The 14,361-nt window shown below is 75.3% G+C and carries 11 protein-coding genes; 6 read left to right on the forward strand and 5 right to left on the reverse strand.

Going from position 1 to position 14,361, the window contains the following annotated elements:
• Positions 1–213: 213 nt before the first annotated feature.
• Both ACF1A5_RS19760 and ACF1A5_RS19765 read right to left on the reverse strand, forming a co-directional pair.
• The gene (locus tag ACF1A5_RS19760) at positions 214–3,324 is read right to left on the reverse strand and encodes a sacsin N-terminal ATP-binding-like domain-containing protein (RefSeq protein ID WP_392194301.1); all 3,111 of its coding nucleotides are present in this window, start codon (positions 3,322–3,324) and stop codon (positions 214–216) included.
• Between the two features lie 586 nt (positions 3,325–3,910).
• Positions 3,911–4,840 (reverse strand): DUF3027 domain-containing protein, encoded by a 930-nt coding sequence (locus ACF1A5_RS19765; protein WP_392194150.1) that lies wholly within the window; start codon positions 4,838–4,840, stop codon positions 3,911–3,913.
• Between the two features lie 380 nt (positions 4,841–5,220).
• Here ACF1A5_RS19765 and ACF1A5_RS19770 point away from each other — a divergent pair, with 380 nt between their 5' ends.
• From ACF1A5_RS19770 to ACF1A5_RS19785, 4 genes are all read left to right on the forward strand, one after another.
• Entirely contained in the window at positions 5,221–6,663 is a 1,443-nt protein-coding gene (locus tag ACF1A5_RS19770) for an MFS transporter (RefSeq protein WP_392194151.1), read from the forward strand.
• Between the two features lie 85 nt (positions 6,664–6,748).
• Positions 6,749–7,222, forward strand: a complete 474-nt coding sequence (locus ACF1A5_RS19775) for a DUF2771 domain-containing protein (protein ID WP_392194152.1) — start codon at positions 6,749–6,751, stop codon at positions 7,220–7,222.
• Entirely contained in the window at positions 7,192–7,938 is a 747-nt protein-coding gene (locus tag ACF1A5_RS19780) for a futalosine hydrolase (protein ID WP_392194153.1), read from the forward strand. Before ACF1A5_RS19775 ends, ACF1A5_RS19780 begins: the two co-directional genes overlap by 31 nt.
• A complete protein-coding gene (locus ACF1A5_RS19785; protein ID WP_392194154.1) occupies positions 7,928–8,806 on the forward strand; it encodes a 1,4-dihydroxy-6-naphthoate synthase in 879 nt (292 codons plus the stop codon). The genes ACF1A5_RS19780 and ACF1A5_RS19785 overlap by 11 nt, the downstream gene beginning before the upstream one ends.
• A gap of 35 nt (positions 8,807–8,841) precedes the next feature.
• On the opposite strand, the gene ACF1A5_RS19790 is transcribed toward ACF1A5_RS19785, so the two are convergent.
• The gene (locus tag ACF1A5_RS19790) at positions 8,842–9,225 is read right to left on the reverse strand and encodes a cold-shock protein (protein ID WP_356186166.1); all 384 of its coding nucleotides are present in this window, start codon (positions 9,223–9,225) and stop codon (positions 8,842–8,844) included.
• 166 nt (positions 9,226–9,391) lie between these two features.
• Here ACF1A5_RS19790 and ACF1A5_RS19795 point away from each other — a divergent pair, with 166 nt between their 5' ends.
• Entirely contained in the window at positions 9,392–9,643 is a 252-nt protein-coding gene (locus ACF1A5_RS19795) for a hypothetical protein (protein ID WP_392194155.1), read from the forward strand.
• Between the two features lie 24 nt (positions 9,644–9,667).
• Here ACF1A5_RS19795 and ACF1A5_RS19800 read toward each other — a convergent pair whose 3' ends face one another.
• Positions 9,668–10,288, reverse strand: a complete 621-nt coding sequence (locus ACF1A5_RS19800; protein ID WP_392194156.1) for an HAD family hydrolase — start codon at positions 10,286–10,288, stop codon at positions 9,668–9,670.
• Positions 10,289–10,394: 106 nt separating this feature from the next.
• Complete coding sequence (locus ACF1A5_RS19805) at positions 10,395–11,408, reverse strand: hypothetical protein (protein WP_392194157.1); 1,014 nt, start codon at positions 11,406–11,408, stop codon at positions 10,395–10,397.
• 339 nt (positions 11,409–11,747) lie between these two features.
• On the opposite strand from ACF1A5_RS19805, the gene ACF1A5_RS19810 reads away from it, so the two are divergent.
• Positions 11,748–14,321 carry a helicase-associated domain-containing protein gene (locus ACF1A5_RS19810; protein WP_392194158.1) on the forward strand — a complete coding sequence of 858 codons (2,574 nt, stop codon included), beginning with the start codon at positions 11,748–11,750 and terminating at the stop codon, positions 14,319–14,321.
• Positions 14,322–14,361 lie beyond the last annotated feature (40 nt).

Here is a 14,361-nt window from a genome sequence, read left to right on the forward strand (position 1 = left end):
TTGTCCCCACGTTGGAGGGGGATCGCGTGCGGCTCAAGAGCTTTCGCGATGCCCGAGTCGAATCTGTGGAGTCCGCTGACTCCACAGACGAGACCCGAGGCGATTGTGAAAGGTTGTACGACCCTGTGAAGTTTTTTTGAGCCCGGGTTTACCCGGTGTTCGGACGCGGGTGCGTGGGCGTTTCGGTCCTCCGGGCGCGGGCGCCCGCGCGGTTCAGTCGAACCAGCGGTCCCGCGCCAGCTCCTCGGTCCGGGACGGGTCCTCCAGCAGGGCCGCGACCTCGAACCGGCGCGGCCACTGACCCGCCGCCCAGGCCAGCCCGGCGGCCACGCCTTCCAGGGTCGCCGCGTGCAGCACCCCGTCCGCCGTCAGACGCCAGTCCAACTCGGTCCCGTCCACGACGAGTTCCTCGTGCTCGACGTAGGTCCCGGGGGCCCGCGGCCCGAGCAGCGCCCGCACCGGCTCCGGTACGTCGTGCTCGGTGCCCTCGGAGTCCACCTCGCCGGTGACCGACTCGCTGAGCCGGCGCACCTGGAACAGCTCGGCCAGCTCGGCCGCCCGCGACGGCCGTACGGGCAGCAGGGGGACGCCCTCGGTGAACGGCAGCAGGTCCGGCGAGTCGCACACCACGGCGTCGGCCGCGTCCACGACCTCCACCCGCCCGTCGACCACGGCCCGCAGCTCGTCCGGCAGCGTCACCTGATCCGGGTCCAGCTCGGCCAGCGCGCCGTACAGGGCGTGCAGTTGGGCGGAGGTCACCGGGCGCTCCGGCTCGGCGAGCCGGTCGAGCAGCTCCGCGGCGCCGCCGGGCTCGTCGAGCAGGGCCGCGACGCTCGTCCGCACGCCCAGCGCGCGCAGCACCTGCTCGTCGTCGAAGCCGGTCGCGTCGGCCTCGTCGTACAGGCCGCGCAGCAGCGGGTCGGAGCCGGCGGCGCGCAGACCGGCCGGGCGGCGTCCGCCGAGCACCGGATGCCCGCGCAACCACCAGGCGGTGTAAGGCCGGACGATCTCGTGGGTGCCGTCCGGCAGCAGGATCCGCACCGGCTGGACCAGTGCGTCCCGCAGCGGCGGGCGGGCCAGCTGGGCGAGGGCGTCGGGCCACTGGTCGTCGTCGACGAGGTCCAGGTCGCGCACGGCGACGATCTCGGTGGCGACCGGCGGCACGGGCGTGTCCGGGAACCGGTCGAGGACGTCCTCGCACCACACGTCGACCGCGTCGAGCAGTCCGGGGTCGTCCGGCTCGGGGAAGTCGCCCTCCCGGGGCTCCAGTTCGTCGGGGTCGAGGACGACGTCGGTGGCCCGCACCAGGGCGAAGTGCGCGAGCACCCCGCAGGCGGCCAGCGGCTGCTCGCCCCACCGGGCGGCGAGTTCGGCGTCGACCGCGGGCAGTTCGCCCTCCCGCATGACCTCCGCGAACGGGGCGCCGGGCAGGACCAGTTCACCGGCCGGGGCGAGTTCGCCGTCCTCGTCGGGCAGGGCGAGCGCGCCGAGCCAGGGTTCGTCGCCGGGCTCCAGGCCCGCGTCCCGCACCAGGGCGAGGACGGTGTCGGCGAGTTCCTCGGCGTCCGGGGTGTCCTCGTCCCACGCCCCGGCGTCGTCGTCGAGGGAGGCGGCGACGGCGGCCCGCACCTGGGGGGTGGTGAGCACCGCGCGCGGGGTGGCGGGCAGGGCGCCGAGCTTCTCCAGGATCGGGTGGGCGGCGTCCGGGTGGGCGACCTTCAGGCCGAGCCGGGCGAGCATCTCCGGGTCGACCGGGGCGGCGTCCGGGGTGGGCAGCAGCACCTGCCGGGGCCCGAGCGTCGTCCGCCCGTCGGCCAGCGGCACCGGCAGTCCCGACAGCCGGTCCGGATCGACGCCCGCGAGGGAGTCGTACAGCCGCCGCCACCAGACCGGCTCCTTCTCCAGCCCGGCCAGCCGGTCGATCGCGTCGGTCAGCGGCACCCGGGCCACGCCCAGCGTGCGCAGCTCCACGCGCCGTTCGAGACCGGCGGGCAGGAGGGTGGGCAGCACCTCGGCGAGGACGCGCACGGTGTCGGCACCCGCGCCCTCCACCACCTCCGCGTCCCGCGGCCGCAGCGACTCGGGCAGGTCGGAGTCGGCCTCCTTCGGCTCGGCGGCGGGCGGCAGGAAGGACGTGCGCGGCAGCCGGTCGAGGACCGCCTGGCGCAGCGCGCCGTCCAGCTCGCCCTTGCCCAGCGGACCGGGCACGAGTGCGATGATCCCGGCCGTCACCGGCCGCCAGTCGGCGAGGAGTTCGGCGTAGGCGTCCGCCGCGCGAGCGACCACGAAGTCGGTCAGCGGGCCGGGCGCGGCGCGGCGGCGGGTGGTGTCCAGCGGGAAGGAGGCGATGAGCAGGGCGGGGACGCCGAGCGGCTCGTCGCTGGGCGTGGGCGCGTGGACGACCGGGCTGGTACGGGGCCGGGCCGGGCCGCCGTCGGGGTCGACGGGCACCGCCCAGGTGACCGACCAGTGCGGGCGCAGGCGCTCCTCGACCGGCCGACCGGCCAGCAGGTCCGGGGTGAGCGGACCGTGCGCCTCCGCTGTGCGCCAGCGGGTCGTGCCCTCGCGGGTGTCCTCCACGACGGTCAGAGCGCCCTCGGTGCGGCGGCGCAGGGTGCGCGGACCGGCGTCGCCGATCTCCACGACGACCTCCTCCAGCCCCGGCAGGGCGAGGAGCAGGGCGTCGTCGACGGCGAGCAGCATCCGTTCGGCCAGGTCGGCGGCGGCCGTGTCGCGCAGCGGCAGGATGACGACCGTGTCGTAGGGGTCGGGCGCGGTGCCCTCGGCGGTGAAGGGCAGGCGCAGCAGCGGTACGTGCCCGTCGCGACGGCGGATCTCGTCGCCCAGGCCGGGGCTGTGCCGGGCGGTCTCCTCGGCGAGGTCGCGGGCCTCGGCCAGGGACCAGCGCACCCCGCCGTGCCGGCCGACGACCGCGGGCTCGTCGGTGACGGAGAGGACGGCGGCGAACCCGACGCCGAAGCGGCCGACCGACGGGGTGTCCCGCTTCGCGGAGGCGCGCAGCGTGGACAGCGACTCCACGCCGGCCGCGTCCAGCGGGGCACCGGTGTTGGCGGCGACCAGGACGTCGTCGCGGAGGGTGAGGCGCAGCCGCCCGGGGACGCCGGCGCGGGCGGCGGCGTCGGCGGCGTTCTGCGCCAGCTCGACGACGAGACGGTCCCGGTAGCCGCCGAGGACGAGGTCCTCCTCGGCGTTGGCGTCCTCACGGAAACGGGCCGGGCTGGTGGCCCACGCGTCCAGCACGCCGCGGCGCAGACGCGCCGTCCCGAAGGGATCGACACCCTCGGCCGGCGACGGCACGATCATGCTCACGTTGCATCTCCTCGCATATGTGAGGTCGACGGTACCGCCCCGCCGGACACCGTCCGCACCGTCCAGGGCTCCGCCCCCGCAGGCAATAGCCCCACTCCCGGTACGGACCGGGGGCACCTCGCGGCCGAGCCGGCGGCCGACGCCGTCACGCACGGCCGCGTACCCGGGAGGGACTTCCGGCCGACGCTCTACGGGATCGGCGGCACGCTCCGTATCGGGGGCGCATCCACGAACCCGGTGCCGACGGCTCCGTTTCCCAAGGAACGTGGGAGAGGAAGAACCCCACCAAGCCCCACCCGCCAGAGGACGAGTGACCAAGCCCGTTCCACACCGCGCGCGGACCCGCACCGGCCGCCGCCGGACCTGACCGCGGCCGACCGCCGCCGTGCGGCCCCTGACCGCCCATCACGCACGGGCCGACGCCGCACCGGCGCACCCGGCCCCAGGGGGGCGCGCGCCGGACACGCGGGCACCACGGGCCCCAGCGGAGCTCGGGCACCACGGGCCCCAAGGATGCGCGGGCATCACGCGCGCGGGCGCCACGGCTACGCGGGCGCCACGCTCACGCGGGCCGCGGACCCTACGAGTGGCCCAGCTCGGCCGTCTCCTCGTCCGCGACCGCCGCGGGGACCGATCCCGAGTCGCGGGCCGGGCGCAGCGGGAAGGGTTCGACCTGGGTCTCGTCGACCACCGGCGGGGGCGGCTGCGGCGGCTTCGGCATGACGGCGGCCTCGGAGTGCCCGCCGCACCCGTACGCCAGCGACACCACATGTCCGTCGGCCGGGGAGAACTCGTTCGCGCACACGCCGAAGGCCTGGCCCAGGGAACCGCCGATCGGCATCAGGAAGCCGCAGCTCACACAGGCCGCGGGGGCCGCCTGGGCCATCGGTGTCTTCGGCCCGAAGGCCTTCTCCCAGCGGTCGGCGGCGACATGCAGGCCGTACCGGGAGAGCACCCGCGCCCGGCGCATCCCGAGTTCCTCGGCGACGGCCGCGATCGAGCCGCGCAGGGGCGCCGCCGGGAGGTTGCGCGGCGTGCCGGCGGTGACCTCGGCGTCCTCCGCCTCGACCAGCTCGGCCATGTCCGCGGAGACCGCGGAGCTCGGCACCGGCTCGTCCTCGCCGCTGTAGCCGGGCTCCAGCCGGAGGTCCTCGGCGTCCGTGGGCAGCAGGTCGCCGGGGCCCATGTCGCCGGGGCGCAGGCGCTCGCTCCACGGCACCCACTCCGGGGCGAGCAGCGCGTCGGGGCCGGGCAGCAGGACGACCTCGTCCAGGGTGACGATCTTCGCGCGGGAGGCGCGGGCCACGGTCGCGGCCCAGCGCCAGCCGCGGTATCCCAGCTCCTTGCACTCGAAGAAGTGCGTGACGACGCGGTCGCCCTCGGACACCACGCCCGTGTGCTCCCCGACGACGCCGGGCGCGGCAGCCTCCTCGGCTGCGGCGCGGGCGAGGTCGACGGCCTCGGCGCACAGGCGGTCGGGGGTGCGGCTTCGCGTGGTCGCTGCGCTCACAGGTATCGCTTCTCTCCTACGCCGTCTCTCAGGGTGCGCCGGCCTGAAGGCGGGCGGGGCGGACGGAGCGGAGCCCGGGGACCGCGTCGACGTCCGCGCCCGATCGCGCTCGGGCGCACCTACGTCATCCATTCTGCGGTATGCCCGTAAGGCGCGCGGCCGAGAACGTTCGCCACGGCGCGCTGTGCACGCTACCTTCTCGCGTGCCGTCGGCCTACACCGACGGGGTGCTTCGCCGCTGCGCGGCGGCACTTTTCTTCCCGCCCCCGACCTGGCCCGCTCCGCCGGACGGCACCGCAAGGGTGTGTTCCGGCGGGCCCTTCGGTCCCTTCCGTGCCGTAATCGCACTACCCGTGCCCGTCTCGGGGCACTATGACGGGGTGGCAGCCGCGAGGACGCCTCCGGGAGCCGCCGGGATCGGTGAGACCAAGGGGCTCAAGGGGATGAAGGGAAGTGGCCGGGGAAGCGGTTCGGGCCGGTTCGGCGGGTCCGTCCGCGCGGTCGGCCGTGCCCTGCACCTCCCGTTCACCGGCGCGGCCCGGGGTATCCGGAAGGCCACGCACGCGCACGGAGCGGGTGAGTCCGGGCTCGGCAAGCTGATCGAACTGCACGCGGTCAACGGCGCGGGCGACGTCATGATCACCGTCGCGCTCGCCTCCACCGTCTTCTTCTCCGTGCCCACCGACGAGGCGCGCGGCCGGGTCGCTCTCTATCTCGCCGTCACCATGGCGCCGTTCACGATCCTGGCGCCCGTCATCGGCCCCCTCCTGGACCGCCTGCCGCACGGCCGCCGGGCCGCGATGGCCGGCGCGATGCTGGCCCGCGCCCTGCTCGCGCTGATCATCTCGGGGGCCGCGGCCAGCGGCAGCCTGGAGCTGTATCCGGCCGCGCTGGGCGTGCTGGTCGCCTCGAAGGCGTACGGCGTGGTCCGCAGCGCCGTCGTGCCCCGGCTGCTGCCACCCCGGTTCTCGCTGGTGAAGGCGAACTCGCGAGTGACGCTCGGCGGGTTGCTCGCCACGGGCGTCGCCGCGCCGATCGGCGCCGGCCTGCAGGTCCTCGGCTCCCCCTATCCGCTCTACGGCGCCTTCGTGATCTTCGTGGCGGGAACCTTCCTGTCCCTCTCGCTGCCCCCGAAGGTGGACTCGGCCAAGGGCGAGGACCGGGCCCTGCTCGCCGCGGACGCGCAGCACCTGCACGGCCCGCACCGCAAGCCGGTCAAGCGGCCCGGCCTGCGCACCGTCGGCGCGGCGGTCACGCACGCCCTGGCCGCGAACGCCACGCTGCGCTGCCTGTCCGGCTTCCTGATCTTCTTCCTCGCCTTCCTGCTGCGGGAGCACCCGCTGGGCGGGGCCAGTGCCGCGGTGTCCCTGGGGATCGTCGGCGTCTCCGCGGGCGCGGGCAACGCGCTCGGCACGGCGGTCGGCGCGTGGCTGCGGTCGCGGGCGCCGGAGCTGATCATCGTGACCGTCGTCGCGATCGTGCTGGGCACGGCGATCACGGCGGCCATCTTCTTCGGCACGTTCGTGGTGGCCTGCCTGGCCGGGATCGCCGGCTTCGCGCAGGCGCTGGCCAAGCTGTCCCTGGACGCGCTCATCCAGCGGGACGTGCCCGAGCTCGTGCGCACCTCGGCGTTCGCCCGCTCCGAGACGCTGCTGCAGATGGCCTGGGTACTCGGCGGCGCGATCGGCATCGTGCTGCCGCTGAACGGCACCCTGGGCCTGTCGGTGGCCGCCGCCATCGTGGCCGCCGGATGGCTGACCACCGTCCGCGGCCTGCTGGCCTCGGCCCGGCACGGGGGCGCCCCCCGGCCCCGTGTGGCCTGACGCGCGGCACTCCGGCGTACCGGCCGGGCGGCACGCCGTACCCCCGCGTGGGCGGTCCGCCCGAGGTGCCCGATAGCCTTCGGCCATGACCACGCTGCAATCCGCCGTGCGACGCCGCCGCGCCGTCGCCGCTGCCGGTGCCGTTTTCGCCGGACTGCTCGTCCTCACGGCCTGCGAGAAGCCGACGCCTCTGGCCACGATCACCGTCGGCCAGTCCTCGGTCAGCTCGGAGGCCAGCTGCTACAACGACGGCAAGTCGCTGCAGACGGCCGACCTGGCCAAGTGCCTCAAGGACACCGACATCAAGTCGATCAAGGTCGACCCGGACGAGACCGTACGCTTCGGTGTCGACCCGGAGATCGCCGACAAGGGCTGGACCATTCTGATGAACGGTCAGCCGCTCACCGACGCCAGCACGAAGACCTACCGCACGATCCCGGGCAGCGTGTTCTTCAACGCCCAGTACGGCGCCAGCGGCAACTCGACGCTGGTCTCCGTCAAGGAGGGCGACAAGGAAGTGACCGGTCTGTGGTCCTTCAAGCTCCAGAAGAACTCCTGACCACGTCCTCCCTACGCGTCCTCGTGGCCACCGCGGTCCCCGTCGAACGGGACGCGGTGGCCCGGGCGTTCCCGGGGCCGTTCCACGAGGTCGCGCTGCCCGGGGCGACCCTGCGCCGCACCGCCGGCTGCGACCTGCTCGCCGCCGGTGTCGGACCGGCCCTGTCCGCCGCGTCGACCGCCGCCGCCCTCACCGCCGCCGCCCTCGGCGGCACCCCCTACGACCTCGTCGTCTGCGCCGGCATCGGCGGGGGCTTCCCGCCCGGCGCGCCCGTCGCCTCGCTCGTCGTCGCCGACGAGATCACCGCCGCCGACCTGGGCGCCGAGACCGCCGACGGGTTCCTGCCGGTGACCGAGCTGGGCTTCGGCACCGTCACCCACCGTCCGCCCGAAACACTCGTACGGAGCGTCGTGGCCGCCACCGGAGCCCGTACAGGCACGGTGCTCACCGTCTCCACCGTCACCGGGACCGCCGCCCGGGCCGACGCGCTGCGCGCCCGGCACCCCCGCGTCCTCGCCGAGGGCATGGAGGGGTTCGGGGTCGCCGAGGCGGCCGCCGCGCACCACGTGCCGGTGCTGGAGATCCGCGCCGTCTCCAACCCCGTGGGCCCCCGGGACCGCGCCGCCTGGCGCGTCGGCGACGCCCTCGCGGCCCTGACCGAGGGTTTCGGGAAGCTCGCGCCCGTCCTCACGAGTTGGAACCCACATGAGCCCTGAGAGCCGACCTCTGCAGATCGCCTACTCCCCCTGCCCCAACGACACCTTCGTCTTCGACGCCCTCGCCCACGGCCGCGTCCCGGACGCGCCCGCGCTCGACGTCACCTTCGCGGACATCGACATCACCAACGGCATGGCCGAGCGCGGCGAGTTCGACGTGCTGAAGGTGTCGTACGCGGTGCTGCCGTACGTCCTGCGGGAGTACGCGCTGCTCCCGTGCGGCGGCGCGCTGGGCCGGGGCTGCGGGCCGCTGGTGCTCACCCGGGAGCCGGGGGCCGGAGGCGTCCCCGGCGGCGGTGCGGGACTGGCGGGCCGCACGGTCGCGGTGCCGAGCGAGAGGTCGACGGCGTACCTGCTCTTCCGCCTGTGGGCCGCGGACACCGTCCCCGGAGGGGTCGGGGAGATCGTGGTGATGCCGTTCCACGAGATCATGCCCGCCGTACGGGACGGCAAGGTGGACGCGGGACTCGTGATCCACGAGGCCCGCTTCACCTACCAGAACTACGGCCTGCACAAGCTCGCCGACATGGGCGAGCACTGGGAGAGCACCACCGGCCTGCCGATCCCGCTCGGCGCGATCGTCGCCAAGCGGTCGCTGGGCGCCGAGCGCCTGAACCGGCTCGCCGAGTCCATTCGCACGTCTGTGCGCATGGCCTGGGACGACCCGGAGGCGTCCCGGCCCTACGTCATGGAGCACGCCCAGGAGATGGACCCGGCCGTCGCCGACCAGCACATCGGCCTGTACGTCAACGAGTTCACCGCCGGGCTCGGCGAGGACGGCTACGCGGCGGTCCGCGGGCTGCTCACCCGTGCGGCGGCCGAGGGACTCGTGCCGCCCCTCGGCCCGGACGCGCTGGACTTCCCGTAGCCGGTGCCCGTGTTCCTGTGGTCCTTCCGCGCCGACTAGACGTCCAGCTGGTCGGCGACCGCGCGCAGCAGGCCCGCGATCTTCTTGCCGGAGGTCTTCTCCGGATAGCGGCCCTTCTCGAGCATCGGGGTGATGTTCTCGAGGAGGGTCGTCAGGTCCTGCACGATGGAGGCCAGCTCGTCCGGCTTCTTGCGCTGCGCGGCCGCGACCGAGGGGGTCGGGTCCAGGAGCGTCACCGACAGCGCCTGGTCGCCCCGCTGACCGGCGACGACGCCGAACTCGACGCGCTGTCCCGGCTTGAGGGAGTCGACTCCGGCGGGAAGGACGGAGGAATGGACGAAGACGTCACCGCCGTCGTCGCGGGAGAGGAAGCCGAAGCCCTTCTCACTGTTGAACCACTTGACCTTGCCGGTGGGCACTTCCGTCCTCGTCCTCGTACTCGTCGGAAAACTGCTTCTGCAACGGGCTCTTGATAGCACTGGGGCGGGCCGCGTCAGGACCCGCCGGTACCCAGGCTAATGGTCTTGGGGCGGGTGACAAGACGTCCCCCGCTTGTTCCTTCGCGCCAGGAACTACCCTGGTCCGGTGCGTGACAAAACCCAAGCGAATTCCGCCGCGGCCGGTGACCGGCTGATCCGTGCCGGTGCCGTCGTGTTCTTCGTCGGCGCGCTGGCCACTCTGGTCACGGTGGCCCCGCTGTTCCTCGGCGCGAAGCCTTTTCCGACCTACATGTTCGGCCTGAGCATGCTCATGGGCGTCGGCTTCCTGATCGCGGGGGCGGGTGTCCTGCGGTCGATCGCGGCCGGCCGTCGGCAGGCCCGCGAGGGCACCCGGTAGGCGACGCCCTCGCGCACGTTCGTCCTAAAAGGCCGCGCGGAAGGCCGAAAACCAATTCGGAAACTCGTTCAGATCGGCGAGTACGACGTCCGCGCCCGCCGCGCGCAGCTCTCCCGCGGCGCACGGCCCGGTGGCCACGGCCACCGACAGGGCGCCGGCCGTCCGGGCGCCGCGCACGTCCCCGACGTGGTCGCCCACGTACACCCGGGCGCCGTGCTCGCGCAGCGCCTGCGCCTTCTGCTCGGCCCACAGGTCGCCGATCACCGCGTCGGCCTCGATGCCCAGGTGCTCCAGGTGCAGCTTGGCGTTCGGCTCGTACTTGGCGGTGACCACGATCGCCCGGCCGCCGGACTCCCGCACCGCCGTGAGCGCCTCACGGGCGCCGGTCAGCGCGGGCGTCGCGGTCACCGCGATCTCCGGGTACATCTCGCGATACAGGTCGCCCATGGGCTCGACCCGGTCGGCGGGGAACCAGTTGACCAGCTCCTGCGCGAGCGGCGGCCCGAGCCGCGTGACGGCGAGGTCGGCGTCGATGTACGTCCCCGTCCGCTCGGACAGCGCCAGGTAGCAGGCGCGGATGCCGGGCCGGGAGTCGATCAGGGTCATGTCGAGGTCGAAGCCGACGGTCAGCGGGCGCGAGGTCATATGGGCCATTGTGCCCAGGGCCGGGAACGGGGGGACCACCGGCCCGTGCGACCTACACCTTTCCGCACCGCGCGACCGGCTCCGACTCCCGCGGCCGCCTACGGCCCTACCTCTGCCGCTGCGAGCGCCACACCAGGAAGAGCGCCGACAGGACGGCCGCGCCCCGGACCACCCACGGCCAGGTCTCGCCGATCGCCGCGTTCATGTGGCCCTGGGCGACGGGCGTGCCCCAGCGGCCGTCGCCGCGGCCCCACAGCCAGACCGCGCCCGCCACGACCGCCAGGCCCGGCATCCCCATGACCGCCCACTTCGACTCCAGGGCCGTCAGACGGCGGGAGGCGTACGCGATGACCCAGCCCAGCAGCAGGGCGAACCAGTTGCCGAGGAACGCGCCGGCCACGAGCAGCCCGGCGGCGAGCAGCAGCAGGGGGTTGCTCCACCGGCCCGTGCGCAGGGTCGCGAGGCGGCGGCGCGGGGCGGGGGCGTCCGGTACGGCCGTGGCGTCCTCGGCCGGTTCCACGGCCGGGACGTCCCCGGTCCGCGCCTGTTTCTCCGGCCCCCTGGCCGGCGGGGCCTTGAGCAGTTCCGGGATCTCCACTCCGCCGACGAAGCCCGGCACGTCGTCGCCGATCCCGAAGGGGCCGGCGTCCGTCCGCCACCAGTCGGGCCGTGCGGTGGCGCCCCCGAGTTCCGCGGCGGTCGCCAGGTGCGGCGGGGCCGGGCCGTCGAAGGGCGCGGGGACCTCCCGCGGCCGGGCGGGACGCGGCCGGGGCACCATCCGGCGCAGCCCCTTGGGCCGCTCCGGATCCTCCTCGTCCCCGTCGTCCCCGTCGCGCTGGACGGGGACGGCGGAGGCCGGCTGCTCGTACGGGCTCGTCCGGGCGTCCGCGCTCCGGCCGCCGGCCGCGGCCACGACCTCGTCGGGGCTGCCGAGGCGGTCGAGGATGCGGCGGACGGCGGCGGGGCTGTCGACGGCGGCCCTGGACCGGCGCCGGTCGATCTCGTTGCGCAGCTCCGAGACCAGGCGCATCCGCGTGGCGGACGACAACTGCCGCTGGTGGGCCACGTCCCCGACGCGGCTCAAGTACTCGTAGACGACCTGGTCGCTCTCGATCCCCACGGAACCCCTCCGGGGCGACGGCGATGAACCCCGTGGGCACGAAGGTAGCGCAAGGCCCCCCACCCAATAGCTCTCCGGCCCGCGGAAACAGCCCGCCCGGCGATTGCGGACGAGGCTGGCAGGGGGCCTGGGGCACACCCCAGGGACGAAAGCTCTCCGGCACCAGAAGATCCCGCCCGACCCCCACCAGCCCGTCCGGCGATTGAGGACGAGGCCGTCGGCCGAAGGGGGGTCCGGGGCACAGCCCCGGAGCCGCGCCCCCACCCACCCGCACCCGGCCAGGAAATCGCACCCCCTTCACCCCGGCCGCAGGAGGCACGACCCGCTAACGTGGACCGGATGAGCAGCGATGAGAAACCGCCGGCCCCGCGCTCGCTCGCCGAGGCGCTCCGCGCGCGCGACGACGCCTCCCTGGCCGTCCTCCTGCGCAGCCGGCCCGACCTCATCACCCCCGTCCCGACGGACCTCACGCAGCTGGCCACCCGCGCGGGGACCCGCGCCTCGGTGGTCCGCGCCCTGGAGCGGCTGAACCGCTTCGCCCTCCAGACGGCGGAGGCCCTGGCGGTGGCCGGCGACCCGGCGACGTACGACGAACTGCTCGGTCTGCTGGCCGGGGACGCCGGTGACCCGGCCGTAGCGGCGGCGCTGCCGCACGCCCTCGGCACCCTGCGCGAGCAGGCCCTCGTCTGGGGCGACGACGACCGGCTGCGGCTGGTGCGCACGGCCCGGGAACTGCTCGCCCCGTCGGCGCAGCACCCGTCCCCGACCGGGCTCGGCCCGACGGTGCGGGAGGCGACGGCGGGCATGTCCCCGGGCCGGATCCAGGAGATCGTGACCACGGCCGGGCTCCCCTCCACCCACGACTCCGTCTCCGCCGTGGCCGCGCTCACCGCCCTGTTCACGGACCGGAAGCGGATGGCCGCGCTGCTGGACGAGGCGCCGGCCGACTCCCTCGACGTACTGGACCGCCTGGTGTGGGGACCGCCGTACGGGCAGGTCACCGCCGACCCGGCAGCCAGGCTGCGCTGGCTGCTGGACCGCGGGCTGCTGCTGCCGACGGCGCCCGGCACGGTCGTGCTGCCCCGCGAGGCGGCCCTGCACCTGCGCGCGGGCCGCGCCCACCGCTCGCCCGAGCCGGTGCCGCCGCCGGTCGAGGCGGCCGCGGCGCACCGTCCACAGATGGTGGACAGCACGGCGGCGGGGCAGGCGTACACCGCCCTGGCGACCGTGGAGGAGCTGCTCAAGGACTGGGACGAGGGCGGGCCGAACGTGCTGCGCGCGGGCGGCCTGAGCGTGCGCGACCTCAAGCGCACCGCCGTCGCCCTCGACGTGAGCGAACCGGTCGCCGCCTTCTGGGTGGAACTCGCCTACGCGGCCGGTCTGCTGGCCTCCGACGGGGACGCGGACGAGCGGTACGCGGCGACCCCGGAGTACGACGACTGGCTGGAGCGGCCCGCCGCCGACCGCTGGGCGCAGCTCGCGCAGGCGTGGCTGGCGGCGACTCGGACGCCGGGGCTGGTCGGCGGCCGGGACGCCAAGGAACGCGCGCTGTCGGCGCTGGGCCCGGGGCTGGACCGGTCGGCGGCACCGGAGGTGCGGCACCGGGTGCTGACCCTGCTGGCGGGGCTGCCGCAGGGCGCGGCACCGTCCGCCGAGTCCCTGCGGGCCCGGATGCGCTGGGAGCGGCCGCTGCGCGGGCCCCAGCGGGAGGACGACCTGCGCGGCCGCCTGGCGGGGTGGACGCTGGCGGAGGCGGAGCTGCTCGGGGTCACCGGGCGGGGCGCGCTGTCCGCGCACGGGCGGGCGCTGCTGGGGCTGCCGCCCGCGCCGGCGCCGGCCGAGGAGCCCGAGCCGGTGGGCCCGGGCGACAAGCTCCCCGTCCACCGGCACCACCGGCCGGCCGGCGGCCCCGAGACGGCCGTACCGGCCGCACCGGAACCCCTCTCCCCCGCCGAGCGGGCCGCGGCGGCCGCGACGGCCGCCCGGGTGCTCGCCCCGCTGCTGCCCGAGCCGCTGGACCACGTACTGCTCCAGGCGGACCTCACCGCGGTGGCTCCCGGACCGCTCCGGCGGCCGCTGGCCGCGCTGCTCGGCGTGCTCGCGGACGTGGAGTCGAAGGGCGGGGCGACCGTGTACCGGTTCACCCCGGCCTCGGTACGGCGGGCCCTGGACGCCGGCCGGACGGCGGCCGACCTGCACGCCTTCCTGGCCGAGCACTCCCGTACGCCGGTCCCGCAGCCACTGGCGTACCTGATCGACGACGTGGCCCGCCGCCACGGCCATCTGCGGGTCGGCGCGGCCTCGGCGTACGTCCGCTGCGACGACGACGCGCTGCTGAACGAGATCCTCGCCGACCGGCGCTCCGCCGGTCTGGGCCTGCGCCGTCTCGCACCGACCGTGCTGGCGGCGCAGGCCGACCCGTCGACGCTGCTGGAGGGCCTGCGGGCGATGGGCTACGCCCCGGCCGCCGAGTCCGCGGAGGGCGACGTCCTGATCACCCGCGCCGACGCGCACCGCACCGGGCCGCGCGCGGCGCCCGAGCCGGTCCCGGAGGGGCCGCCGGCCCCGGACGCGACCCTGCTGTCCGCCGCGATCCGCGCGATCCGGGCGGGCGACCTGGCCTCCACCGCCCCCCGCAAGCCGTCCACGTCCGCGTCGGCACCGGCCGACGGCGAGCTGCCGCGCACCAGCTCCGCGGAGACCCTCGCCACCATGCAGGCCGCCGTGCTCACCGGGGAGGCCCTGTGGATCGGGTACGTCAACGCGGAGGGCGCCGCCAGCCAGCGGGTCATCGCGCCGATCCGGGTCGAGGGCGGCTTCGTGACGGCGTACGACCACACCGCCGACGAGGTCCGCACCTATCCGCTGCACCGGGTCACGGGTGTGGCCGAGCTGGCGGACGACCAGCCGTGATCGCCCGCCGGTAGGGCACACTGGACGTTTGGCCGCACCA

Source organism: Streptomyces sp. NPDC014864 (genome assembly GCF_043081525.1).
Lineage (GTDB): Bacteria > Actinomycetota > Actinomycetes > Streptomycetales > Streptomycetaceae > Streptomyces.